This window comes from Adhaeribacter sp., from assembly GCF_057359045.1.
Genome location: NZ_JBMQUD010000003.1, coordinates 1 through 25,282 on the forward strand (window position 1 = coordinate 1; position 25,282 = coordinate 25,282).

Here is a 25,282-nt window from a genome sequence, read left to right on the forward strand (position 1 = left end):
ATTTTTTTTTGTAATACTTAAGCGCTTCGGGCATTAATCGCTGAATATCCCGGATACGGGTAGCATCGGTAGGGTGCGAAGACAACAATTGCGGTGGTGCTGCGCCTCCTTTTTGTGCCGCCATACGTTCCCAGAAAGGAATGGCTTGCTGCGGATCGTAACCCGCCATGGCCATAAATATTAAACCTAAGTGGTCAGCTTCCGATTCCTGGTTACGGCCGTAATGCAACATACCTAACTGCGAACCAGCTCCCACAGCTGTTAATAAAATATTTTGCGCAACCGGCGTACGGTTAGCTACCGCCACTTGTGCGGCCGAACTACCCATCTGGGCTATTAACGCCTGGCTCATGCGCTCATCGCCGTGCTTAGCAATAGCATGTGCAATTTCGTGGCCCATTACTACTGCTAAACCAGTTTCGTTTTGGGTTAAAGGTAAAATACCGGTATAAACCGCCACTTTACCGCCCGGCATACACCAGGCGTTTACCTGTTTATCCTGAATTAAATTAAACTCCCACTGGAAACCCGCCAACTGGCTCGATAAGTTATTCTGAGCCATATATTGTTCTACGGCTCGCTGTACCCGCTGCCCTACCCTTTTAACCATGGCCGCATTAGAATTATTTAACACCGTAGAGGTATCTAAAACCTGCTTATAACTGGTGTAACTCATACTTTGCATTTCGGCACTAGACACCAACGATAATTGCCGCCGACCGGTAATAGGTACCGTTGAACAAGCTACAGTTGCAAGTAAAGCGGCAGAAACAAATATTTTTCTTAACATAGTTTTAGTTTTTTAAGGACTTAAATTTCTTAAAAACCTGAAGTACAATCTGAAACAACATTACTGCTCCATATTTCCCCTTATTATACCTCCGGCATTTTAAGTATATGCATATTACATGCCAAACACTTTTTATACGTTGGCGCGAATATAAAATGTTATAGCATGCTTTTACTAAAATATTTAATTCTGGTTAGCATATTTTTATGCCCGGAAATATCTGTTTATTTTTGAATGGAAAAGCCAAGGACTTTATGAAAATACTTGCCATCGGCCGAAATTACGCCGAACATATTGCCGAATTACAAAATGAAGTACCCGACGAACCCGTTATATTTTTTAAACCCGACACAGCTTTACTTAAAAATAACGATCCGTTTTATTTCCCCGATTTTTCACAAGATATTCACCACGAGGTGGAACTAACGCTACGGATTTGTAAAGAAGGCAAAAACATCAGTTCTAAATTTGCTTCTAAATATTACGATGCCATTGGCCTGGGTATAGATTTTACGGCCCGCGATTTACAAGCCAAAGCCAAAGCCAAAGGTTTGCCCTGGACTTTAGCCAAAGGGTTTAATGGCTCAGCCCCGGTTTCTGAATTTTTACCTGTTACCAATTTCCCGGATTTAAGTAACATTAATTTTAAACTACTGGTAAACGGCACCGAAAAACAAACCGGCAATACCAGCTTCATGTTAAATTCGTTTGATGAAATGATCGCTTACATGTCGCGGTTTATAACCTTAAAAAAAGGCGATATTATTTTTACCGGCACGCCCAAAGGCGTAGGTCCGGTAAAAATTGGCGACCGGTTAGAAGGATTTATAGAAGATAAAAAGCTTTTAGATTTTGAGATTAAGTAATAAAATAAGCCTGCCGTTCTTTTTCCTGTATTTTCTTTTTTCGTTTACCACTCAGGCCCAATTTAATCAGCTTACTTTACCCACCGATTTAGCGCCACCGGGTTACTTTGGTTTCCCGATAATGCCGGGTCAACAAAATTTTCTGGCTGGCAGTATGGGCGAAATCCGGCCGAACCATTTTCATGGGGGTATTGATATTAAAACCAACCAGGTAATTGACTTGCCGGTGTATGCTGCCGCCGATGGTTACGTGTCGCGCATTGAGGTATCTACCTACGGGTACGGCAACATGCTTTACATAACCCACCCCAACGGATTAGTAACCACGTACGCCCACCTCGAAACCTTTCATCCGGCTATTACCGACTACGTGCTGCGCAAGCATTACGAACAGGAGGCTTTTGAACTGCGGCTAAATGTACCCAAAGATTTATTTATTTTCCGGAAAGGCGACGAAATTGCCCGTTCCGGCAACACCGGCGGCTCGGCTGGTCCGCATTTACACTTTGAGGTGCGCGATGGCAAAAACAACCTGCAAAATCCACTTAAATACAATTTCCCGGAAATTAAAGACGATGTACCGCCCACTTTTACTTCGCTGGCGCTCCGCTCTTTATCTATTGATGGGCGCGTAAATAACCGCTTTGGCCGCTTTGAATTTACGCCGGTAAAAAGTGGCTTAAATTATACCTTACCCGATACCCTTACTGCCCACGGCTTAATTGGTTTGGAAGTACTGGCTTTTGATCGCTTAAGCCAGGCCCAAAATAAAAATGGCGTACAACAAGTTGACGTAGAGATAGACGGCAAACCGTTTTACACCCATGTAATTGATGGCGTGCCTTTTGATTTAAACCGGCAGGTATCCTGGCACATCAATTATGAGACTTATAAATCTACGGGCAAAAATTTTCAGAAACTGTATATTGATGATGGTAACCAACTGCCTTTGTACCGCACCGGCGCTAACCGGGGTAAATTAAATGTGCTTCCGGACAAAATTTACCAGGTAAGTGTGCAGCTAAAAGACTCGCACAATAATATTACCACGTTGCGCTTTGCTTTAAAAGGCGTAAAACCAAGTTATTTTTATACCCCGGGTCCGGTTGTTAAGAAGATAGATTTCAGCTACGATATCTCCGAGAATATTCTAAAAATAGTGGGCAACGATACTACCCGCAACGTGCCTAATGTACAGCTATTTGTAAATAAATTGCGTTACGATTTGTTGCCCAGCTACTCGCAGGCCTCTTACGCCGTTTACCTCTACGATTTACGCGGCGGCTTGCCCGACTCTATGCGTTGGAATAATATTACCAAGCGTTTTGCGCATAACCTGGCGGTGCCATCGGGTAGTGAGTATACTTTTTCGAACCGCTACCTCACGGCCGTATTCGGTAAAAATTCTTTATACGATACTTTGTACGTGCAAGCCTCTTTTGATAAAGGCATTTATGCTATCAATAATCCGCTTACCCCTTTATTTCAGCCGGTAAAAGTTACTTTAAAAACCGACGAAGTTATTCCGGATAAGAGCAAAGCAGCCGTATATTATTTGGGCTGGGGCAACAGCCGGGGCTTTTTGGGTGGCGCTTGGGAGGGCAATAATATTACTTTTTCAGCGCGTAACCTGGGTAAGTTTAAAATTTTAAGCGATACAAAAGCTCCTACCATGAAACTGGTTTCTAAATCGGCGCAGGTAATTAAAATCAAAATCGGCGACGATTTATCGGGCGTATCTTATTTCCGGGCCGAGTTGAATGGGGAATTTTTGCTGATGAAATTTGAACACAAAAACGCTACTTTAACTTCCGAACGGTTAAATAAATCGGAACCATTGGCCGGCGATTTGGTCCTGCGCTTAAAAGATGCTGTTGGCAATGAGGGTATTTACCGCCTTAAAATTTAAGCGTCGCCTTTTAAACAAAACCAAAGCGCGCCAGTTATAAACCGCACTCTTTAATTAAATTAAACCATTAAGCTTATGAAACTGCAAGTTGGCGACCAAGCCCCCGATTTCGCGATTCCGGATCAGGATGGCATTGCCCATAAATTATCGGATTACCGCGGCCGCAAACTCGTTATATATTTTTACCCCAAAGACGATACCCCCGGTTGTACTGCCCAGGCCTGTAACCTCCGCGACAATTATTACGACCTGCGCCAAAAAGGCTACGAGGTTATTGGCGTGAGCGTCGATGACGAGAAATCGCACCAGAAGTTTATTCAGAAGTTTGAACTGCCTTTTACCTTGCTCTCCGATACCGATAAAAAAATGGTAGAAGCGTACGGGGTTTGGCAGGAAAAATCGATGTACGGCCGCAAATACATGGGCACCATGCGCTACACTTTCCTCATCGACGAAAACGGTATTATCCAGGATATTATTACCAAGGTAGACACTAAAAACCATGCGGCCCAATTGGTGAAATAAACCGGTGGCTAACTAACTTTTATTATCTCTTTACCTGGCCCGGTGGGTGTTTAATTATGTAAACACCCGCCGGGCTTTTTATTTGCAAAATAATCCAGCGCTTTGCAAAGAATAATTTGTTTTAGAAACCACATCCCACTAAACTTAAAACTAAAACTTCTTTAAACCCGGGCCAGAAAAGCTAAATCTGCCTACCACCATTAATCTAAATTTTAAAACTTCTTCGGCTTAACCCGCTGACCTTTTATGGCAAAATAACACACCCAGGATATAGGATTCATTTTATAAACATAAAATATATAATAAGATTAATATACATACTTAAACTAAGCTTATTTTACCTATAATGGCTTATTAGCTAAGGTATAAATCTAACGTTGCCTCTTTGTAGAACAAATATTATTTTGCATAAAAATCAGATTACTCTTAAATAGTTTTTCTATCTTTAGGGTAATTTAGCTTTGCCGGCATATTGTTATATTTAAAGTTATTTAACGTAGGTGGGCATACATGAGGCCCACGCCTCTACAGCTTTAAGTATCAAAAAGTATTTACCAGGTAAATTTATCGTTATAAAAGAAATCTAAATCGGGGTATGGGGAAAAACCTCTTTCGGGCAATAATCTTAGCCAGCCTTATATGGGGTTTGGTTACCGGCAGTTGTGCCTTTGCCCAAACCAAAAATAATCCCGTTCCGCCTAAAAAAACCCGTATTCTTTTTTTACTCGATATGTCGGGTAGTATGCTGGCCAAATGGGAAAACAGCACCCGCACCGAAGTAGCCAAAAATTTGCTTTCTAAGCTGGTAGATTCTTTGCAGCAATACCAAAACCTGGAACTTGCCTTACGGGCTTACGGGCATTTATATGGCCGCGAAAGCAATAATTGCCAGGACTCTAAACTAGAAGTACCTTTTTCGGAGGGCAACGAAGCGCAAATTATTAACCGGTTAAAACAAATTACACCCAAAGGCAATACCCCTATCACGTACTCTTTGCAGCAATCGGCTAACGATTTTCCGGCCGATAAATTTGCCCGCAATATTATTATAATTATTACCGATGGCTTAGAATCTTGTGGCGGTGACCCTTGCGCGGCTTCGCTGGCATTGCAGCAAAAGCATATTTTTTTACGGCCTTTTGTTATTGGTATTGGGGCCGACAGCCAGTTTGAACAGCATTTTTCGTGTGTAGGGCAATATTTTAATGCCGCTGATATTAATGCGTTTAGTAAAATCCTGAACCAGGTGGTAGATATTGCTTTAAGCAATACATCCGTAGCCGTAGAATTAAAAGACGATCGTGGCCGCTCGGTAGAATCGAATGTAAATCTTACACTGGTAAATTCACTTACCAACGAACCCGAGTACAATTATGTGCATTACCTGGACCAGAACGGCAAACCCGATAACCTGAATATTGATGCCCTGATGAGTTATGATTTAGTCGTGAATACCGTGCCTCCCACTATTTTGCGCCGCTTAGAAATTCAGCCGGGTAAGCACAATGTATTTTCAGTAAAGGTACCCCAAGGCACCTTGCACCTGCGGCAAGACGGCCCTACGCCTTATGGTTTGGTACAAGCTTTGGTGCGGGAAAAAGGCTCCGATAAAATATTACTGGCCCAACCTTTTGGTTCCCGGCAAAAATATTTAACCGGCAATTACGATTTAGAAATACTTACTCTACCGCGCCTTTATTTACCCGATGTAACCGTTAAACCGAGCCAAACCAACACCATTACTTTTCCCTCGCCGGGCATTTTAAGCGTACCCAATGAGTTGCAGGGTTACGGCAGTTTATACACCATAAACGAAAACGGGCAACAAACCTGGATTTACAACTTTCCGGAAAACAGCAGCAAAATAAATTTACCCCTACAGCCAGGAAACTACCGCTTGGTTTACCGCACCAAATTTGCCAACGGCAGTAAATTTACCGATGTGCAAGATTTTACCATAAAATCGGCGGTTACCACTACGGTTAAACTCTTTACCAAATAATTTTTTCCAATAGCTTTTTTTACCAGCATTTCTCAGGCAAATACTACCAGCAGGTAAACAGTTTCTGTAAGGCCCTGCGGGCACTTATTTTTTTATTATTATTCTCTTAAATTCAAATTTCCTACAGAATTACAATTCTATATTGCTAGAAGTATTTTAGCCTGCATAAGCTTGGTTCAGAAAAAATTCTGTTACTCAGTTAATCCCAAAAAATAAGTTAAAGTCGATTTATGCTTTTTTGACCAAGATTTTTTCGGGTTCCGGCTATTTACCACAGCAAACATTCTAAAGGTACTAAACCCGAATACTTGGGCTAATCTATACTGGTTTAGACAATAAAATTATTAACCGCCCGGCGGAGTGTTATTTTATATAATGAAAATTAGTCATAAATTACTTCTTACATAAAAATTACTTGGCAACTATTAACCGCCTCGAACCGATTTTAAAAACCTTGGAAGATAAAGAGCTAGTCCAGAAATTTTTGGACCCGGATACCCGCAACTTTGCTTATAACCAGCTAGTGCGCAAGTATCAGCAAAAAGTTTACTGGCATATCCGCAAAATGGTAATCGACCACGACGATGCGGATGACCTCACCCAAGAAACTTTTATTAAAATCTGGAAAAATCTGGAAAATTTCCGCCAAGAATCGCAACTTTACACCTGGATTTACCGCATTGCCACGAACGAATGTTTAAATTTTCTGGCTTCGAAACGCCGCAAGTTTTTTTTACCAATTAACGATGTAGCCGCCGAATTATCCGAAAAGATTGATGCCACGCCTACTATGGCCGGCGACGAAATTCAGAAACAACTGCAAAAAGCGTTGCTCCGGTTACCCGATAAGCAACGCTTGGTGTTTAATATGCGTTACTACGACGATTTAACATACGAGCAAATATCAGAAATTGTAGGAACCTCTGTAGGTGCTTTAAAAGCTTCTTATCACTTAGCGGTAAAAAAAATTGAAGAATTTTTGACTTCACATTAAACCCAAGGCTTAGTTATAACTCTAACTAACATGAAACTGGACGAATTACCGAAGAAGAATATTTACGAGGCACCGGCGGGTTATTTCGAAAAGTTGCCGGGCGTTGTAATGGCCCGGGTACAGCAAGATAAACGCGTTTCCCAACCAGCCTGGATGCTTTGGCTCCGCAACTATGGTTTACAAGGGGCTTTAGCCGGATTGGTCTTATTATTGGGCATATTTTTTGTAACTTTCCGCAACCAGAACCAACCAACCGAAAACCCGGAACAATTATTAGCTACGGTATCTAAAACCGAAGTAGTAGATTATTTAGTAAATACAGAACAACTGCACCCTACCGACTTAGCTTATTTGTCGCAGGCCGAAAAAGATATTTCTTACGAATTTATTCAGGCTACCGAAGAAGATATCTGGCACGAAGTTGAGTTGGCCGACTTAAATGAAATTACCTTTTAATTAACGAATGAAAGATTTTAAATTTATTTTTACTTTTTTTTGGCTATTAACCGGCTCCGGTTTGTTCTTACAGGCCCAGAACCGTGACCAGCCCAGCAAAGAAAGATTACAAAATATTCAGAACGCCAAAATTGCTTACCTGACCGAAAAGTTAGACTTAACCCCGGAACAATCGCAGAAATTCTGGCCCATTTACAACCAGTTAGAAAGCGAGCGCGAGTTACTGCGCGATAAATCGCGGGCTTTACGCATGGAAAATATTGATGCCATGTCGGAAGCCGAAATCAGAACGGCCCTGAACAACCGTTTTAACTGGCGTCAGGAAGAACTGAACTTAGATAAAAATTACATGGAGCGGTTTATGCGGGTAATTTCGGTTAGGCAAATTGCTACTTTATACCGGAGCGAACGCGATTTTACCAAAGTTTTATTAAAAAAACTAGACACCGGCCAAACGGCCCGGGGCAGCAACCGATAGAACATTAACCAATAAAAAAGCCTGACTTAAACAAAGTCAGGCTTTTTTTTGATCTTTGCAGTCGAAAAGAAAAAATATCGGTTTTAAACTAGCGGAGCTAAAATACTGCCTGGCTTAACTGGTTATTACTTTTTAGGTCTAATTGTAACATACAGCCCCAAATTATATGCTTTCGAATCGCCAGTTATTTTTACAACACCAGGCCCAGACTTCTGATTTTCCGTTGCTTCTGGAAATTGAAAAAGCGGAAGGTGTTTACATGTACAGCCAGGACGGCCAACGTTACCTGGATTTAATTTCGGGCATTGGCGTTAGCAATGTAGGCCACCGGCATCCGCATGTGTTAGCGGCCATCCAGAACCAGTTAGATAAGTATTTGCACCTGATGGTATACGGCGAATTTGTGCAAGCCCCACAGGCCCAATTGGCTACCGAACTGCAAAAAACATTACCAGCTCCTTTAGATAATGTTTACTTGGTAAATTCCGGTGCCGAGGCCGTAGAGGGTGCTTTAAAACTAGCTAAACGCTATACCGGCCGTACCCAGTTTATTTCTTGTTTCAACTCTTACCACGGTTCTACGCACGGCGCTTTATCGGTTACCGGGAGCGAAAATTTTAAACGCGCTTACCGGCCGTTGCTACCCGGCGTCAGTCATATCCAGTATAATTATTTGCCCGATTTAGATAATATTACAAACCAAACAGCAGCGGTAATTATAGAAGCCGTACAGGGCGAAGCCGGCGTGCGGATACCGGATACAGATTATTTTATTGCCTTACGCCGCCAATGCGACCAGACCGGCACCTTGCTCATTCTCGATGAAATTCAGACGGGCTTTGGCCGTACCGGTACGTTCTGGGCTTTTGAGAAATACCAGATTATCCCCGATATTATATTATGCGCCAAAGGAATGGGCGGCGGCATGCCCATTGGGGCTTTTATTTCCTCGGCTAAGATTATGTCGGTTTTTAAGACGGAGCCTATTCTGGGCCATCTAACCACCTTTGGCGGCCATCCGGTATCTTGCGCTGCCTCTTTGGCTACGCTGCAAGTGGTACAATCAGAAAACCTGCTTGCGGCTGTACCCGGTAAAGCTAATTTATTTCGGGAGTTGTTGGTGCACCCCCAAATTAAGGCTATCCGCAACAGTGGCTTACTCATGGCCGTTGAATTTGCCTCCTTTGCCGTGTTAAAACCCATTATTGATCGGGCAATTACCAAAGGCGTACTTACCGATTGGTTTTTGTTTTGCGATAACGCTATGCGCATTGCCCCGCCCCTGACCATTAACCCTGACCAAATTAAAGAAGCCTGTACCCAAATTCTGGCTGCTATTGATGAATCCGCTTAATTTTATTAGCTTGAACCGCTTTAAAGAAAGGTTATATAATTCTTAATCGCATAGAACTATAATCAGCCCAAAGAGTAAAAGCAATACCTGTTGTAAAAAGCCAATGTTTTTTAATTCCGGACAGGTTTAATTAGCTGCTACGTTTTTAACCAGAATATGCAAATAGCTATTGTTTTAACATTGCTCGTTATAGCCATTATTTTATTCGCTACAGAAAAAATATCTGTAGACATGGTTACTTTAATCATGCTGATTGTATTGTGCACCACCCGGGTTATTACCCCCGCCGATGCCTTTGCCGGTTTCAGCAGCGATTTTATTGTAATACTGGCGTGTATATTTGTATTAACAGCGGCATTAGAAGAATCGGGTATTCTGGAGTTTTTAATTGCCCGACTGGTAAAAGTGGCCAGTAAAGGTGCGAATATTCTGTTGTTTCTGGTAATGCTTATTTCGGGTGCTATATCAGCATTTATGAACAACACCACTGTTACGGCTATGTTTGTTTCGCCGCTTATGGGTGTTTCCCGGAAACTTAAAATAAGCTCTTCTAAATTATTAATGCCGCTGGCTTTTTCTTCTATCCTGGGCGGTACCTGTACCTTAATTGGTACCTCAACCAACGTTGCAGTTAGTGGTTACATTGCCAAAGCCGGCTTAGATCCGGTAGGCATGTTCGAGATTTCGACTATTGGCATTACTATCTTTATAGTAGGCATTATTTACATGATGACCATTGGGAAAAGACTTTTGCCCAACCACCAGGAGCACGCACTTACCGAAGAATATGCCATGCAGAAATATATTACCGAAGTGCTGGTTAATCAAAATTCGCCGCTGGTGGGCCAACTGGTATATGCCTCGGATTTAAGCAAAAAAAAGTTTAAAATGCTGAATATTATCCGGGAGAAAGAAAAGTTTTTACCCGATTACCGGACGCGCATACAAGGCGGTGATATTTTGCTGGTAGAAGGCGAAATAGATGATTTGATAAAAATCCGGGAAACCAAAGGCATTGAAATTATGGCCGACGTGGTGCTGGAAGATGCCTTACAAAGTCCGGACATCCGGCTAGCCGAAATATTGATAACCGCGCATTCTAACCTTATCCGGCATACCATCCGGGAAATAGATTTTCAGCGGCGCTACGGCTTAATTGTGCTGGCCGTATCGCGCAAAGGCGAAACCCTACGGACCCAAATAAGTGATGTGCGCTTAAAATTAGGCGATTTGCTTTTGGTACAGGGCTCGCAGGAACGCTTAAATTATTTACGTTCTAACCAACACCTGGCTGTATTAGAAGAGTTTTCGCAGGTGCTGTTCCGGAAACGTAAAGGTATAATCACCATGTCGGCGTTTGTGCTGGCTATTATTCTGGGCTCGTTTAATATTCTGCCTTTATCAATCAGCTTTTTGAGCGCTGCTGTTATCAGTATATTAACGGGTTGCATTAGTACCGACCGGGCGTACCAGGCCATTGATTGGCGACTTTTAATTTTGATTGGGGGCATGACTGCTTTTGGTGCGGCCATGGATAAATCAGGGGCCGCCAATTACCTGGCCAATGGTATTGTAGATTTACTGGCCCCTTTCGGAACCCTGAGTATTCTGGCCGGTTTTATTTTCCTGACCGTTTTCTTAACCCAGCCCATGTCTAATGCAGCCGCCGCTTTGGTAATTGTACCGGTGGCCCTGCAAACCGCCGAAGCCCTGGATGCCAACCCCCGTACTTTTGCTATTGCCATTATGTTAGCAGCTTCGGTATCGCTGGTAACACCTTTCGAACCATCTTGTATTCTGGTTTACGGGCCGGGCAAATACCGCTTCAGCGATTTTCTTAAAATTGGTTCGGGACTTACATTAATTACCGTCCTGATTATAATATTTATGGTGCCTATATTCTGGCCTTTGTAATAAATTAAATAGTTTGGTTAAACTAATTGCAAGTTGCAAACAACGGTTTAACAGAACTTTGTTAAAAAAGAAAGCGGGGGCAAAACCTACTAATGTTTTACCCCCGCTTTCTTTTTGCGTGTAAATATTTATAGCGCCAGGTTAATGGCTTTATTTAATATTTAAAAAAGATTGCGATTCGTTTTTAATGTGCTCCCGCGAAAACCCATCTTTTACGCCCATCGAAATTTTACGAACCAAAACACCTACCACGGCTTTCCGGAAACCCAATTTGGCGGCCATTTCCATGCAAAATTCCATTTCGTTGTCGTCTACAATACCATCGGCCAGCATCATTTCTACCAGGTCATAAATTTGGTCAAACCGTTCCGAATCGTTTTCCGGAATATGTACCTTCACCGAATCGGTATTCGAAATTAAAGTGCGCACGTCTTCGGGTTTTAAACCATTTTTCTGGCCTACAGCAATTATATAATTCATTTCCGAAGAATCGATATGGCCATCTATTTTGGCCAACGCACCTAAATTGGCAATGTGGTTCTTAACCCGCTTAATTTGTTCATTTTCAAAAAGATTAAACATATCCGTTTATATTAAGTCTTAGACCTGATTAAAAAAATGGCTCGAAAAGTCTGGCATCCTATACCAAATCAGAAATAAAATTATTGTTTTTGCTCAGAAAATTAACGTAAGCAAGCCTGACCCGGGAACTACATAAGATACGATATATTATTGTTTTTGTATATGTTAACTGTTACTTTTTTAATTAAAACGGCTACAAAGGCCCGATTATATATTTTTTGTAAAAAAAAGGTTTCAGTATTATAGAAATTTAAATCTTAAGTTAAAATATAAGAAATTTAGCGAATTAATAGGGCTAAATTTATTTAATTTGCCGGCTTAATTAAGGTGAACATGAAACGAATTGCGGTTTTTACTTCTGGTGGCGATTCGCCGGGAATGAATGCTTGTATCCGGGCAGTAGTCAGAACGGCCATTTACCACGGTATTGAGGTATACGGCATCCGGAAAGGCTATAATGGCATGATTAAAGGTGAATTCTTCCGGATGGAATCTTCATCGGTGAGCAATACCATACAGAAAGGCGGTACCATTTTAAAATCGGCCCGGAGCCAAGAATTTATGACCCGCGAAGGCCGGGAAAAAGCGTATGAGCAATTAAAGAAATTTGAGATAGATGGTTTGGTAGCCATTGGTGGCAACGGTACTTTTACCGGCGCTACCCTTTTTCAGGAAGAATTTGGGATTCCGATTGTGGGGGCACCCGGCACCATTGATAACGATTTATACGGCACCGATTACACCATTGGCTACGATACAGCGGTAAATACGGCCCTCGACGCCATTGATAAAATACGCGATACCGCCGACAGCCACGAACGGGTATTTTTTATTGAAGTAATGGGCCGCGATTCTGGTTACATTGCCATGCCCTGCGCCATTGGCGGAGGTGCCGAAATTGTTATGATTCCGGAAACATCTACTTCCATAGACCAGGTGATAGATACTTTGCGCAACGGTTGGAGCCGCTCTAAAACGTCCTTTATCATTATAATTGCCGAAGGCGACGAAGAAGGCAATGCAACTCATATAGCTGCGCAGGTTAAAGAAGCTTTGCCCCAAATGGATGCCCGCGTAACAATTCTGGGCCACGTGCAACGGGGCGGTGCCCCAACAGCCGCCGACCGATTACTGGCCAGCCAGATTGGTATTGCAACCGTAGAGGGTTTAATAAACGGCAAAGCCGACGTAATGGCCGGGATAGTAAATTCGCGTTTGGTTTATACCCCGTTTAAAGATACCATTAACAAAAAGAAAATAATTAACCAGCGTTTTGTACGAATGGTTGAAATATTAAGCGTTTAATCTGTAGTACTTTAAAATTTTTAGCGGCAACCCATTACCTTCATTCAACAGAACAGGTTTTTACTTTCAGCATCACTGTTTCTGCTGAATGCAAGGTAAGGCCAATCGCCCCTATTTTTCGCTCTTACTTGTTTTTTAAATTATTCCGGCCGGCCGGTAGTTTGGTTTATATATGCTAGCATGGCCTCGTATTCATCCGGATGAAACCACTTAAAATCCGGGTCGCGGGTAAACCAGGTAAGCTGTCTTTTGGCATACCGCCGACTGTTGCGTTTAAGTAAACGTACCGTTTCGTCCCAATCCTGTTTACCTTCAAAAAAATCAAATATTTCTTGGTAACCAACGGTTTGTAATGCATTGTGGTGCCTGTAAGCATAAAATTCCCGTGCTTCTTCGGCTAAGCCAGCAATTAACATTTGGTCCATCCGTTGGTCAATGCGGGCGTACAATTCTGTTCGGTCGCGATTTAAACCAATTTTTATAATCCCGAAAGGCCTTTCTGCCCGGCTCTTTTTCCGGAAGGAGGAATAAGGCTGGCCCGTGCCATAACAAACCTCTAGTGCCCGGATTACCCGTTGCGGATTAGCCCGATCTACTTGCTGAAAATAAACCGGATCTTGTTTTTCGAGCTCGGCTAATAATGCAGGTAATCCTTGCTGGGCCAAAGTAGATATTAAATTTTCCCGAATCTGGGGGTTAATGGCGGGCATTTCGTCGAGGCCTTCACAAACCGCCTGGATGTACAGCCCCGAACCACCGGTTAAAATAACCAAATCAGTCTCGCTAAACAATTGTTGCAGTAACGCCAGCGCGTCTTGTTCATAAGCGCCACAACTATAAACCTGGGTTAAAGTATGCGAATTAATGAAATAATGCGGCACTGCGGCTAACTCAGCGGGAGTAGGTTTAGCCGTACCAATACTTAATTCTTTGTAAAATTGGCGAGAGTCGGCAGATACAATTGGTGCCTGAAGATGAGTAGCCAACCGCAAACACAGTTCTGTTTTACCTACCGCAGTTGGGCCAGCTACTACCAATAAAGTTTTTAAATCCGGAGCTTTTTGTAAAGGCATTAAAGGCAAATAATTAAGCAGCTTAAGATTTTTTAAGCCCGTAAAGTTACCCAGCAAATATTAATTTCGTATATCCAGTCACTTTTAAGTTTAAACCAGACGTTTTACTTTACCCTTTTATGTACTATTACACCACGCCTGATATTTTAACAAAATTTAGCCCTGCTACTTTAACTTATAGTACCAAAAGGCAAACGCCCGTATAGCTTATTCTATTAATGCAAAAAACCAAGCGTAAGTCATTCTCGTTTTAACATTTACAGCTACAAAACAAATCATAAATAAAACGGTAATTAGTTGTAAATATGATTATATTTTTTGAATTTTAACCTGATTTAAAAACATATCTATACTGTTTTAGATATATAAATATATTACAAATTTCTCTGCTCTAGCTACAACTTTTTATGCGCCATAATCCAGTATCTTTGCCTGAAGTTTCTGTAAAGGAGTTAGCCCAAAATTTATTGGACCTTACTTTGCAACTTACCGACTCTCAACAGAAATTATTGGTTTGCGCGCCCGACGGTAGTATCCTGGCCGCTACGCGACTTGCTCAAGACACCATTACCCTCGATCATTTACATGCGGTAAGCTTAACTAACCTGGTACCCGGTAGCGAAAAGAAAAAGATTTCGGACTTGCTGGTAAAATTACCGCAGAAAAAACACGCTAGCTTAGCTTTATCAGAGTCGCAAAAACCTAATAATAATTTAAACTTAAACCTTACTTACGTTCAGGATTTTGAAGGGCATGCTTTTATTTGTTGTACCCTGAACGACAAAACACCTGCTAATAAAACGACAGCGGGTAAAAATGTGAAAGAAGATAACTATAAAGAAATATTCGAAAACAGCTTAGAGAGTATATGTATACTCGATGCGCAGGGTAAAATTCTGGATCTGAACAAAGCAGCTTTACAATTATCTTCTTACCAGAAAGAAGAATTAATTAACAAACCCATTTCGGAAATTCTGGATTTTAACTCTTTTGAAAGTTCGTTTTTCCGGAAAAGGTTGACCCAAACCCTAAACGGCAATATTCAGAAATTTGACTCCTGGTTTAAAGGCAAAAACCAAGAACTGATTACCGTAGAAATAATTTTAACGCCAGGCTACTTTAAAGGTCAAAAAGTAATAATTGCCAGCGCCATAGATACTTTAAACCGGTTACATTCCGAGCAAAATATCCGGCTCCGCAACGACCAGCTTGAGTTTATTAATTATTTGCTGTCGCATTTACCTAGGTTTAAAACCACCGAAGAAATTCTGCAGTTTACCCTGGAGCAATTAATGGAAAAAACCCCGTTAATTGGAGGTGGCATTTACCTGTACCAGGAAGGCGATCACCTTTTAAATCTGCTGTCGGCCAGTGGTACCAACCAAGCGTTACTAAACAAAAATGCCTCGGTTGCGCTAGAACCGGAGTTAAAAGAAAAGCTTAACCGCAAAGAAATTCGCGACTCGGTAAAATTGCTGTATGCCTTTTTTGAAAAAGTCCTGCGAATTAAAGATTTGGTTATTATGCCGGTTTGCTCCGATAACTCGTGTGTAGCCGTGCTGGTACTATTTGTACACAATCCTAAAAAAATAACTTATTCATTTACTTCGCTTGTAGATTCTATTGGCAATGAAATAGGCCAATACATTACCAAACACGAGTTAAACCGTCAGTTAAGTTACTCCGAGAGCAAGTACCAGGCCCTCTACGATTCTTCGTCGGATGCCATTATTTTAAGTGAAGGTGTAACCATTGCCGATAGCAACCGCACAACCCAATCTATCATTGGCATTAGCAAAAATAATATTATTGGCAAAACCATTCCGGAAATTTTAGGCAATAATAACCCCGCCGAAGAAGAGCGCCTCCGAAATTATTTGCAGGAAGTACTGGAAAAAGGCGGAGAATTAAAATTTGAGTGGAAAAGAAAACATGCCGATTTGCCCAGCTTAGAGGCAGAAGTACGCTTCAACCGTATTTTAATTAGTGGCCGGTTCTACATCCAAACGGTAATCCGCGATATTACCGAACTTAAGCAAATACACATTGCCAAACGTAAAGAAGAGGTATTAACGGAATCTATTAACCAGTTCCGCGATTTCATCGGCAAAATAGAAATGGCCTATCTGAACGTGGACCTGACGGGCCAGATCAAATACGTAAATACTTACCTGCAAGATATTCTGGGTTACGAACCCGAAGAATTAATTGGTAAAGATTATTTTGATTTGTTTGTTTCGGGACCTGAGCAGGAAGAAAGACGCACGCTGTTCCTGGAATCGGTAAAGAACCGCAAACTCATTAATAATTTTGAACGCGAATTAAAAACGAAAAGCGGCGAAGCCCGGACATTTTTCTGGCAACGCATGTTTGAATACGATTCGGATGGCGAAATAATTGGCGTTATAAATTTAGGAAAAGACAATACCGATAAAAAAGCCGCTTTAGAAGCCATAAAGGATAATCGTAACCGGCTGCAAGATATATTTGATAATTCGCACGACTTAATCCAGAACGTATCTACCGATAACAAATTTTTATTTGTAAATAAAGCCTGGAAAGAAAAACTAGGTTTCGATGATTTTGATATTGAGAAACTTAGCCTGAATGATATTGTACACCCGTATTACAAGGCCAAGCTGATTTACCAGTTACGCAACCTGTACAAAGGCGAAAATGTAAATAAAATAGAAACGGTATTTCTGACCAAAACCGGCAAGCCGGTGCACTTAATTGGTAGTATTACCTGTACCTGGCAAGGCAATAAAGCCGTTGCTACCCGGGCTATTCTGCACGATATAACCGACCGGATTAAAGCCGAGCGTCTGCAAAAAGTTTATTACAGTATCGCTAACCTAGCCATTAGTAGCAAAGACTTACAATCGCTTTATGGCGCTATTCACCGTGAGCTGAGCAAAATTATTGAAACAAACAATATTTATATTGCTTTATGCAACGAAGATAAAACCCAATTAAATTACGTTTACTTCGTAGACCAATACAATACCGCCAATAGTACCGAAAGCGAAAGACCATTTGCCTTTGGCATTTCAGAATATATTATCAATACAGGTAAACCACTATTTCTGCTAAAAGAAGATATTCTGGAATTAGAAAATAAAGGCGTTATTCATATTGATGGCCCTATGCCCGAGGTAATATTGTGTTCCCCACTCATGGTGGGCGAGCGCATTATTGGGGTAATTGCCGTGCAGGATTATCGTAAACAAGAAGCCTACGTAAGTTCTGATATTGAAATCCTACATTTTATCTCGAACCAGGTAGCTTTGGCCATTGAGCGGAAGCGCAACGAGGTACAGATAAATAAACAAAATGCCCGGTTAAAAGCTATTTTCGAAAGCGGCTCCCACATGATGTGGTCGGTTAACCGCGATTTAATATTTACATCTTACAACCAGAACTTCTTTAATTTTTACAGCGAAAACTGGGGCACCCATCCGCAATTGGGTTTACCTTTATTCTATAATTTGGCCATTGCGGCTGGCAACCGCCCTGCCGAACAGGAAGCTGAAATTAACATCTGGCACGAGCTGTACCAGAAAGCTTTTGCGGGCCATCCGTGTCATTTTGAGCTAAGAAGTTACACGCCGCAAGGCGATATTAAATGGCAGGAAATATTTTTAAATCCCATTTACCTCGAAGACGGTTCTTTTGAAGAAATATCGGCCATGGCGCTGGATATTACGGAGAAGAAAGTTTCGGCGCTGGCGCTGGAAGAAAGCGAAGAAAAATTCCGGAATATCTTTACCTCCTTCCAGGATTTGTTCTATCAAACCGATGCTGATGGTAGAATAACCCTGATGAGCCCATCTGTAACTGAAATTCTGGGCTACCACCCCGATGAAGTTTCCGGTGAGCATGCCTCCATGCTTTATGCCGACCTGAATGAACGGGATACCCTGCTCCAAAGGTTAAGGGAACAAGGTAAAGTCCGGAACTTTGAAGCTGGCTTTAAAAGCAAAGACGGTTCAATCAAAGATTTTCTGATTAGTGCCAGCCAGGTTTACGACAGCAACGGCAATCCGTTAGGTACTGAAGGCGTAGCCCGCGACATTTCCGATATTAAGAAAATTCAGCTAGAATTAATAAAAGCCAAAGATCTGGCTGAAAGCTCTTTACAAGCCAAAACACAGTTTTTGGCCAACATGAGCCACGAACTGCGCACGCCTATGAACGGTATTATTGGTATGATTGATCTATTGTACCATGCCATTAATACAGAGGAGCAGAAAGAATATGTAGATACTTTGCGTAAATCATCGGAAGCGTTATTGGCCATCCTGAACGATATTCTCGATTTATCTAAAATACAAGCCGGTAAGCTATCTTTAAATATTACCGGTATAGATTTACATTATACTTTAAGCAAAATACACTCACTGTTTGCCAACCGGGCCCAACAGAAAAACCTGCGGTTTAATTATCATATTACCCCGCACACGCCGCAGTTTATTTATTCCGATGAAACCCGTTTGCTCCAGGTATTATCTAACCTTACTTCTAATGCTATTAAATTTACCAATTCGGGCACTATTAATTTAAATGTATCCAGTATTAGTACCGATGGCGAATTCTGCACCATTATGTTCCGGGTTAAAGACAGCGGCATAGGTATTACCGATGAAAACAAAAAGCTATTGTTTACCAATTTTACCCAGCTCGATAACTCTTCGACCAAATCTTTTGGCGGTACTGGTTTAGGCTTAGCCATTTCTAAACAATTGAGCGAATTATTGGGCGGCGAAATCGGGGTCGATTCGGTTTACGGCGAAGGCAGTACTTTCTGGTTTACCATTCAGTGCCGCATTGCCCACAACGAAGAAGACATTATTCAGCAACAGCAACTGCGCGAAGAATCAGATGATGTAAGCAAGTTTGAGCAAAACCCATACGTATTACTTGTAGACGATAACTTGATTAACCAGAAAGTAGCCGAGAAGCTTTTAATGCGCCTGGGTTGTAAAGCTGATATTGCTTCTAACGGTTACGAAGCCATAGAACTGGCCACTTCGCAAACCTACGATTTAATATTTATGGATATTCAGATGCCCGAAATGGATGGGGTTACTGCTACTGCCGAAATCAAGAAAATATTAGGCAAAGCTTGTCCGCCCATTATTGCCATGACGGCCTACTCCATGAAAGACGATGCCGATAAATTTTTAGGCCAAGGTTTAGACGATTATGTCTCTAAACCCGTAAAAGCTAATTTCCTGCACGCCGTTATTCAAAAATGGTTTGTGCATAAAGATAATGCTATTATTCAGGATACCGAAATAATACCGGAACCAGCAGAAACGGCCGCAGATGAAGCATTAATCGATGATAATGTAATAGAACAATTGCGCCAGATTGGCGGCGACGATTTTGCCAGAAGTTTGTACGATGAATTTGCAGAAGAAACCGAAGTTTTACTCGAAGAAGCTGGTATGGCCATTGCTTTAAAACAGCATAAAGAAATTTTAGATAAACTACACCAGTTAAAAGGTACCAGCTCTACATTAGGTATTATATTTGTGGCCGAAACAGCAAAAAAATTAGAACATGATATAAAAAAGAAAGAATTATCTAACGTAGATAAAGATTTTGCATTACTTTTAGATCATTATTCGAACTTTAGAAAAGACTATCCGAAAAAATTTACACTAAACTAAAATGGCTGAAAATAAAACTATACTGATAGCAGAAGATAGCTCTGTAATTCTTAATCTGACTAAGAAAATTCTGGAATTGCAGAATTATAAAATTCTTACAGCTAAGAATGGCGGTGAAGTCTTGAAACAGGTGGAAAAGCAAAAGATAGATGCCATCCTGATGGATTTAAATATTCCCGTAAAAAATGGCATGGAGTGCACCCGCGAAATCCGGAAACATTCCGACGAACAAATAGCCAAGATTCCGATTATTGCGGTAACCGGTAACGCGAATAATTATACCATGGATGATTTTAAAGAAGCCGGCATTAACGCTTATTTGCCTAAACCACTAGACTTTGATATGCTGGTACAAACGGTAAAACAATATGTATCTTAATCCGCAAGGATGGAGTTAAAGTACACCCGCTCTTTTTTAACCCGCCTGGAAGATATTTTTGCCGAATCGGACTTTATGTTGCGATACGAAAAAGGTAACTTTAAGGCGGGTTACTGTTTAATAAAGGATAGGAAAGTGGCCGTGGTAAATAAATATTTTCCGCTGGAAGGCCGCATTAATTGTTTATACGAAATATTACGCCACACCCCCCTGGATACCAGCCGGCTTACGGAAAAAAGCATGTTGTTGTACCAGGAAATTTGTAACCAGGAAAAGGCACTTTGACCGTAACTTTTTTAGGCACCGGCACCTCCCAGGGAGTACCGGTAATTGGTTGTGAATGTGAAGTTTGCCGTTCGCTCGATTTCCGGGATAAACGCCTCCGGGTTTCGGTGCATATTCAAACACAGGGCAAAAGCATTATTATCGATTCCGGGCCAGATTTCCGGCAACAAGTATTGCGGGAGCGCATTAAACGCCTCGATGCCCTGCTTTTTACCCACGAACACAAAGACCACACCTCCGGCTTAGACGATATCCGGGCTTACAATTTTATGCAGCACACCGACATGCCCCTTTACGGCGAAGAACGCGTGCTCAATCAGATTAAACAAGAATTTGCCTATATTTTTTCGGGTCATAATTACCCCGGTATACCGCGGGTAAACCTCTACCCCATTACCGAAGCACCCTTTACTTTAGACGATATTCCGGTGCAACCCATCCGGGTAAAACACTACAAATTGCCGGTACTGGGTTTCCGCATTCAAAATTTCACCTACATTACCGACGCCAATTATATCAGCGCCGAAGAAAAAAAGAAAATTATAGGCTCCGAGGTTATTGTGCTCAATGCCTTGCGGAAAGAACCACATATTTCGCATTATTCTTTAGCCGAAGCCCTGGATCTGTTAACTGAGTTACGCCCGCAAAAAGCTTACCTCACGCATATCAGTCATTTAATGGGCTTGCACCACGAAGTAGAAGCCGAACTACCCGAGTTTGTTAGTCTGGCCTACGATGGCCTGAAACTAGAACTTTAAACTGTGCACAACAATTATTACTTTCTGCGGCAGCTTACCCCGGCGCTCGAACAAAAAATACGGCATTTTACCATAGTCTCTTGTTTTAGCCAGGAAAAAGACGAGTTAATTATTGGGTTTACTGATAACCACACCGACTTTTACCTAAAAGCGCAACTTACCGAGCAATTTTCGGCTTTGTCTTTCCCGGCCACTTTTAACCGGGCGCGGGCCAATAGTGTAGATTTATTTCCCGAAATTATTGGCAAGAAAGTTTTAGCGGTAGTACAGCAGCCTAATGAGCGCAGCTTTTACTTAGAATTGGAAGACAACTGGGCACTTCTTTTTAAATTATTTGGTAACCGGGCCAACCTGGTTTTATACCGGCACCAGGAAGCCCAAACGCTCTTCCGGAAAAAGTTAATTAAAGATTTAGCCCTGCCGCTTTCGGCGCTGGGGCGCCAACTAGAGGTAAGCCAGGAATATTTCTTACTTAACCGCCACCAACCCGAAAAAATTTATCCTACGTTCGGCGATATTCCGGTTGATTATTTAAAAGAAAAAGGCTACGCTACAGCCGCGCCCGAAACGCAATGGCAATTACTAAACGAGGTAGTAAGTTTACTCGAAAATCCGGAATATTATATTACCCGGCATAAAGGAAAAATCCGCCTTAGCCTTTTACCGCTCGGCGAAATAAGCCACACCTTCACCGACCCTTTGCTTGCATTGCAGGAGTTTGTCCGGATTTATTTATCCCAAAATTATTTTGAAGCGCATTATACAGCCACGCACGCCAAACTTTCTCGACAATTGGCCGGAGCCAAAAAATACCTCGACCAGACCGAATACCAGATTCTGGAAATGGAATACGATAGTACCCTAAGTCAAACCGCTGATTTGATTATGGCCAATCTAACCCGTATCCGGCCCGAAGCAACCGAAGTAACTGTAGAAAATTTTTACCAGGAAAATCAGCCGCTTACCATTAAATTAAACCCCAAAGAAACGCCGCAAAAATTTGCCGAACGGCTTTACAAAAAGAACAAAAACCGCCAGATAGAAATACGTTACCTTATCGAAAGGTCTGAAGCAAAAAAAGTTGAAATAGGCCGACTGGAGCGTTTGCTGCATCAGCTTAATGGCATTAAAACAAACCAGGAGTTAAAAATTTTCCTGAAGCAAAACGATTTATTACAAACCGAAGCCAAAAAAGACAATGAGCATTTATTCCGCGAATTTATAACCGATGGCTTTAAAATACTGGTAGGTAAAAATGCTAAAAACAACGATTTACTTACCCAAAAACACAGCTACAAAGAAGATTTGTGGTTGCACGCCAAAGATGTATCGGGGTCGCACGTGGTAATCAAATACCAGGCTGGCAAAAGCTTTCCGGCGCCGGTGCTGGAAAAAGCCGCGCAACTGGCTGCCTGGTACTCCAAGCGCAAAAACGATTCGTTGTGCCCGGTGCTGTATACGCCCAAGAAATATGTACGCAAACCCAAAGGTGCCGAACCGGGTGCCGTTATCGTAGAACGCGAAAAAGTTATTCTGGTAAAACCACTAAATCCCTTCGAGAAATTCCCAGGCAAGAACGATTAGCTTTTTTACGTTTGGCTTTAGGTTCGCTAAATAACCGAATTATAAAAAGCTTAAATTAAGCAACTAGCTGGTTTAAGGTTTGTGAATAATATTCCGCCTAAAATATATTATCCTAAAAAAATAAAAGCCTGGCAACAAATATTGTTACCAGGCTTTAAGTGCGCGCGGGGAGATTCGAACTCCCACACCCGTAAGGCACCACCCCCTCAAGATGGCGTGTCTACCAGTTTCACCACGTGCGCATTTTTAAGGTATATTTTTGCGTTGTACCTATGCCCAAAGGTAAGAAGCATTTCAGAAGTGTGCAAGTGCCGCTGGCCTTACATTCTTACTTTTTCGCTTTGATTTTGAATTTAAGCTCGCCAAATTTGATTTTAGAATAAAGATAAAATGCCCGTATTACTATTTTTTATAAAATACGCTAAAATAAATGGGTTACAAAATTAACCAAATGGTATTAAGAGAGGAACGTGAATGCCTAATGTAGTTTATTTTTCGGAGGAGGCTTTGCTGGCAGGTATTCGGGACGAAGACGAAGCTGCCTTGGCTTACCTTTACAAGCAACATTACCCCATGGTTCTGCATTTGGTATTAAATAATAACGGTACCGAAGAAGAAGCTAAAGATATTTACCAGGAGGCAATAATTGTTTTTTTTGAAAAAATTCGGGACGAAACCCTCGAACTGAATTGCTTGATAAAAACATATTTGTATTCGGTTTGTAGGCGCTTATGGCTAAAACGTTTGGCCTTTAAAAACAGGTTTGCGGGTCTGGTCTCCGAATCAGATAATTATTTAGACGTAACCGACGATGTACAGGAACTGGAAGAGCGGGAATTGAAGTTTAGCAAAATGGGCGAAGCCTTATCGCAGTTAGGCGAGCCTTGCAAAACATTGCTCGAAGACTTTTACATCCAGGACTTAAACATGCAGGAAATAACCGAAAAGTTTGGTTATACCAACGCCGATAATACCAAGAACCAAAAGTACAAGTGTCTTTTACGTTTAAAAAAGGTATTTTTTAATATTTATAAAATTAAAGCCGAACGTTTTTAATCAAAACAAACAAGTAATAAAATCCGATTTACCTGCGGCAAAGCGTAAGTCACCCCATATATGAAAGAGTTAGAAGCCTTCAGTCAGATTGAGAAATACCTTAACGGCCAAATGCGCCGGGAAGAGCTCGCTGATTTTGAAATGCGATTACAAACCGACCCGGATTTAGCGGCTTATTACCGGGAATTTAAAGAAGTTGCGGGCACCTTGCAATTTTATAGCAAACGAAAAGCCTTAAAAGAGCAACTTAACGCCATTCATGCCGATATGGAAATGGCACCTGAGGTTGCCTCTACGTCGGCCACCAAACCTGTTATGACGCCTTTTGGCGGCAAACAAAAACGCCGGGTGTTCTGGAACCAACATTATGCCACCATTGCTGTGGCCGCTTCGGTAGCCATTTTAACGGTTTTTGGCACTCTGCTCAGTATAGATGTTTGGCGGTCTTTAGGTAAACAACAAAATGCCCGGTATACCGCACTTCGCCGGGAAGTAGAAATTATTAAGAACAGCCAGCGGGCAATTATAAAAGGTATTAACGGTTCCGATAACAGAACGGCGTCTAAAGCTATTCCGGCTACTTTTAGTGGTACAGGATTCGCTATCAGTTCCGAGGGCTACTTGGTTACCAGCTACCACGTAGTAAAAGACGCCGATTCGGTATTTATTGAAAACCGCACCGGCCAGCGTTATAAAGTAAAGAATATTTACCGCGACCAAACCCACGATTTGGCTATCCTGAAAATAGAAGATGCGGGCTTTACAGGGTTTGGCAATTTACCTTACGCGTTTAAATCAGAATTAAGCGATTTAGGCGAACGGGTTTATACGTTGGGTTATCCGCGTGAAGACATGGTTTTTGGCGAAGGCTCTTTAAGCTCCCGCAGCGGTTTTGAAGGTGATACAACCTCCTACCAGATTTCGATTCCATTAAATCCGGGTAACAGCGGCGGTCCTTTACTCGATAACCAAGGCAATTTAATTGGTGTTATCAGCGGCCAGCAACTCGACCAGCAAGGCGCTTCTTTTGCCGTTAAATCAACGTACCTGAAACAACTTGTAGAACAATTATCTGCAGATTCGCTGGAGGCACCAATCAAACTATCGCGGCGTAACAGCCTGGCCGGTACCCGCCGACCGGAGCAACTCAAAAAAATTCAGGATTTTGTATTTGTAATAAAGGTGTACAACAACTAAGTACACCTTTACTTATTTCTTCCTTTTATTATCTTTTTATTCCTGAATTAATCAAATCAGGCTGATAAAGAAATTCTATTTATTGCACTTTTTACCGTTT

Annotated in this window: 20 protein-coding genes and 1 tRNA gene; 17 read left to right on the forward strand and 4 right to left on the reverse strand. The window is 41.7% G+C overall.

Translation table 11 applies throughout. From position 1 onward, the window contains the following. Window positions 1-790: M48 family metallopeptidase (locus ACO1R6_RS00370; RefSeq protein WP_486261332.1), on the reverse strand; the 790-nt coding region annotated here is incomplete at its 3' end. A gap of 254 nt (window positions 791-1,044) precedes the next feature. Between ACO1R6_RS00370 and ACO1R6_RS00375 the strand changes: the two genes are divergently transcribed. The 9 genes from ACO1R6_RS00375 (at window position 1,045) to ACO1R6_RS00415 (ending at window position 11,288) form a co-directional block, all read left to right on the forward strand. Beyond that, window positions 1,045-1,656 carry a fumarylacetoacetate hydrolase family protein gene (locus ACO1R6_RS00375; RefSeq protein ID WP_486261334.1) on the forward strand — a complete coding sequence of 204 codons (612 nt, stop codon included), beginning with the start codon at window positions 1,045-1,047 and terminating at the stop codon, window positions 1,654-1,656. After that, window positions 1,643-3,565, forward strand: a complete 1,923-nt coding sequence (locus ACO1R6_RS00380; RefSeq protein ID WP_486261336.1) for a M23 family metallopeptidase — start codon at window positions 1,643-1,645, stop codon at window positions 3,563-3,565. The genes ACO1R6_RS00375 and ACO1R6_RS00380 overlap by 14 nt, the downstream gene beginning before the upstream one ends. 75 nt (window positions 3,566-3,640) lie before the next feature. Continuing rightward, entirely contained in the window at window positions 3,641-4,090 is a 450-nt protein-coding gene (gene bcp, locus ACO1R6_RS00385; protein WP_486261338.1) for a thioredoxin-dependent thiol peroxidase, read from the forward strand. A 595-nt stretch (window positions 4,091-4,685) separates the two neighbouring features. Continuing rightward, the gene (locus ACO1R6_RS00390; RefSeq protein ID WP_486261340.1) at window positions 4,686-6,092 is read left to right on the forward strand and encodes a vWA domain-containing protein; all 1,407 of its coding nucleotides are present in this window, start codon (window positions 4,686-4,688) and stop codon (window positions 6,090-6,092) included. Between the two features lie 454 nt (window positions 6,093-6,546). Next, window positions 6,547-7,086, forward strand: coding sequence for an RNA polymerase sigma factor (locus ACO1R6_RS00395; RefSeq protein WP_486261448.1), 540 nt, complete (start codon window positions 6,547-6,549; stop codon window positions 7,084-7,086). Window positions 7,087-7,116: 30 nt separating this feature from the next. Beyond that, on the forward strand, window positions 7,117-7,542 hold the full coding sequence (locus ACO1R6_RS00400) for a hypothetical protein (protein ID WP_486261342.1): 426 nt from the start codon (window positions 7,117-7,119) through the stop codon (window positions 7,540-7,542). A gap of 7 nt (window positions 7,543-7,549) precedes the next feature. After that, entirely contained in the window at window positions 7,550-8,020 is a 471-nt protein-coding gene (locus tag ACO1R6_RS00405) for a Spy/CpxP family protein refolding chaperone (protein WP_486261344.1), read from the forward strand. A 166-nt stretch (window positions 8,021-8,186) separates the two neighbouring features. Continuing rightward, complete coding sequence (locus ACO1R6_RS00410) at window positions 8,187-9,374, forward strand: aspartate aminotransferase family protein (protein ID WP_486261346.1); 1,188 nt, start codon at window positions 8,187-8,189, stop codon at window positions 9,372-9,374. A gap of 156 nt (window positions 9,375-9,530) precedes the next feature. After that, entirely contained in the window at window positions 9,531-11,288 is a 1,758-nt protein-coding gene (locus ACO1R6_RS00415) for an SLC13 family permease (RefSeq protein WP_486261348.1), read from the forward strand. Window positions 11,289-11,438: 150 nt separating this feature from the next. On the opposite strand, the gene ACO1R6_RS00420 is transcribed toward ACO1R6_RS00415, so the two are convergent. Then, window positions 11,439-11,870, reverse strand: a complete 432-nt coding sequence (locus tag ACO1R6_RS00420) for a tellurite resistance TerB family protein (protein ID WP_486261350.1) — start codon at window positions 11,868-11,870, stop codon at window positions 11,439-11,441. 333 nt (window positions 11,871-12,203) lie between these two features. Between ACO1R6_RS00420 and pfkA the strand changes: the two genes are divergently transcribed. Continuing rightward, the gene (pfkA, locus tag ACO1R6_RS00425) at window positions 12,204-13,175 is read left to right on the forward strand and encodes a 6-phosphofructokinase (protein ID WP_486261352.1); all 972 of its coding nucleotides are present in this window, start codon (window positions 12,204-12,206) and stop codon (window positions 13,173-13,175) included. Between the two features lie 140 nt (window positions 13,176-13,315). Here pfkA and miaA read toward each other — a convergent pair whose 3' ends face one another. Beyond that, window positions 13,316-14,248: a tRNA (adenosine(37)-N6)-dimethylallyltransferase MiaA gene (miaA, locus tag ACO1R6_RS00430; RefSeq protein WP_486261354.1), complete on the reverse strand. Its 933-nt coding sequence runs from the start codon at window positions 14,246-14,248 to the stop codon at window positions 13,316-13,318. A 428-nt stretch (window positions 14,249-14,676) separates the two neighbouring features. Here miaA and ACO1R6_RS00435 point away from each other — a divergent pair, with 428 nt between their 5' ends. Genes ACO1R6_RS00435 through ACO1R6_RS00455 form a run of 5 tightly spaced genes read left to right on the forward strand, consistent with a single transcriptional unit; the run spans window position 14,677 to window position 22,929 of the window. Further along, complete coding sequence (locus ACO1R6_RS00435) at window positions 14,677-19,923, forward strand: PAS domain S-box protein (RefSeq protein ID WP_486261356.1); 5,247 nt, start codon at window positions 14,677-14,679, stop codon at window positions 19,921-19,923. 1 nt (window position 19,924) lies between these two features. Continuing rightward, window positions 19,925-20,302: a response regulator gene (locus ACO1R6_RS00440; protein ID WP_486261358.1), complete on the forward strand. Its 378-nt coding sequence runs from the start codon at window positions 19,925-19,927 to the stop codon at window positions 20,300-20,302. Between the two features lie 9 nt (window positions 20,303-20,311). Next, a complete protein-coding gene (locus ACO1R6_RS00445; protein WP_486261360.1) occupies window positions 20,312-20,587 on the forward strand; it encodes a hypothetical protein in 276 nt (91 codons plus the stop codon). After that, entirely contained in the window at window positions 20,584-21,345 is a 762-nt protein-coding gene (locus tag ACO1R6_RS00450) for an MBL fold metallo-hydrolase (RefSeq protein WP_486261362.1), read from the forward strand. The genes ACO1R6_RS00445 and ACO1R6_RS00450 overlap by 4 nt, the downstream gene beginning before the upstream one ends. 3 nt (window positions 21,346-21,348) lie before the next feature. Further along, window positions 21,349-22,929: an NFACT RNA binding domain-containing protein gene (locus ACO1R6_RS00455; protein ID WP_486261365.1), complete on the forward strand. Its 1,581-nt coding sequence runs from the start codon at window positions 21,349-21,351 to the stop codon at window positions 22,927-22,929. A 159-nt stretch (window positions 22,930-23,088) separates the two neighbouring features. Here the strand turns inward: ACO1R6_RS00455 and ACO1R6_RS00460 are convergent. Beyond that, window positions 23,089-23,171: transfer RNA gene (locus tag ACO1R6_RS00460), tRNA-Leu, on the reverse strand. Between the two features lie 232 nt (window positions 23,172-23,403). On the opposite strand from ACO1R6_RS00460, the gene ACO1R6_RS00465 reads away from it, so the two are divergent. Then, entirely contained in the window at window positions 23,404-23,985 is a 582-nt protein-coding gene (locus ACO1R6_RS00465) for an RNA polymerase sigma factor (protein WP_486261367.1), read from the forward strand. A 60-nt stretch (window positions 23,986-24,045) separates the two neighbouring features. Continuing rightward, window positions 24,046-25,182: a trypsin-like peptidase domain-containing protein gene (locus ACO1R6_RS00470; RefSeq protein WP_486261369.1), complete on the forward strand. Its 1,137-nt coding sequence runs from the start codon at window positions 24,046-24,048 to the stop codon at window positions 25,180-25,182. Window positions 25,183-25,282: the final 100 nt, after the last annotated feature.

Excerpts from the sequence above, each read along its gene's own strand:
- ACO1R6_RS00375 (WP_486261334.1), top strand. The coding sequence starts at position 1,045 with ATGAAAATACTTGCCATCGGCCGAAATTACGCCGAACATATTGCCGAA.
- bcp (WP_486261338.1), top strand. The coding sequence starts at position 3,641 with ATGAAACTGCAAGTTGGCGACCAAGCCCCCGATTTCGCGATTCCGGAT.
- ACO1R6_RS00390 (WP_486261340.1), top strand. The coding sequence starts at position 4,686 with ATGGGGAAAAACCTCTTTCGGGCAATAATCTTAGCCAGCCTTATATGG.
- ACO1R6_RS00400 (WP_486261342.1), top strand. The coding sequence starts at position 7,117 with ATGAAACTGGACGAATTACCGAAGAAGAATATTTACGAGGCACCGGCG.
- ACO1R6_RS00405 (WP_486261344.1), top strand. The coding sequence starts at position 7,550 with ATGAAAGATTTTAAATTTATTTTTACTTTTTTTTGGCTATTAACCGGC.
- ACO1R6_RS00410 (WP_486261346.1), top strand. The coding sequence starts at position 8,187 with ATGCTTTCGAATCGCCAGTTATTTTTACAACACCAGGCCCAGACTTCT.
- ACO1R6_RS00415 (WP_486261348.1), top strand. The coding sequence starts at position 9,531 with ATGCAAATAGCTATTGTTTTAACATTGCTCGTTATAGCCATTATTTTA.
- ACO1R6_RS00420 (WP_486261350.1), bottom strand. The coding sequence starts at position 11,870 with ATGTTTAATCTTTTTGAAAATGAACAAATTAAGCGGGTTAAGAACCAC.
- pfkA (WP_486261352.1), top strand. The coding sequence starts at position 12,204 with ATGAAACGAATTGCGGTTTTTACTTCTGGTGGCGATTCGCCGGGAATG.
- miaA (WP_486261354.1), bottom strand. The coding sequence starts at position 14,248 with ATGCCTTTACAAAAAGCTCCGGATTTAAAAACTTTATTGGTAGTAGCT.
- ACO1R6_RS00440 (WP_486261358.1), top strand. The coding sequence starts at position 19,925 with ATGGCTGAAAATAAAACTATACTGATAGCAGAAGATAGCTCTGTAATT.
- ACO1R6_RS00445 (WP_486261360.1), top strand. The coding sequence starts at position 20,312 with ATGGAGTTAAAGTACACCCGCTCTTTTTTAACCCGCCTGGAAGATATT.
- ACO1R6_RS00465 (WP_486261367.1), top strand. The coding sequence starts at position 23,404 with ATGCCTAATGTAGTTTATTTTTCGGAGGAGGCTTTGCTGGCAGGTATT.
- ACO1R6_RS00470 (WP_486261369.1), top strand. The coding sequence starts at position 24,046 with ATGAAAGAGTTAGAAGCCTTCAGTCAGATTGAGAAATACCTTAACGGC.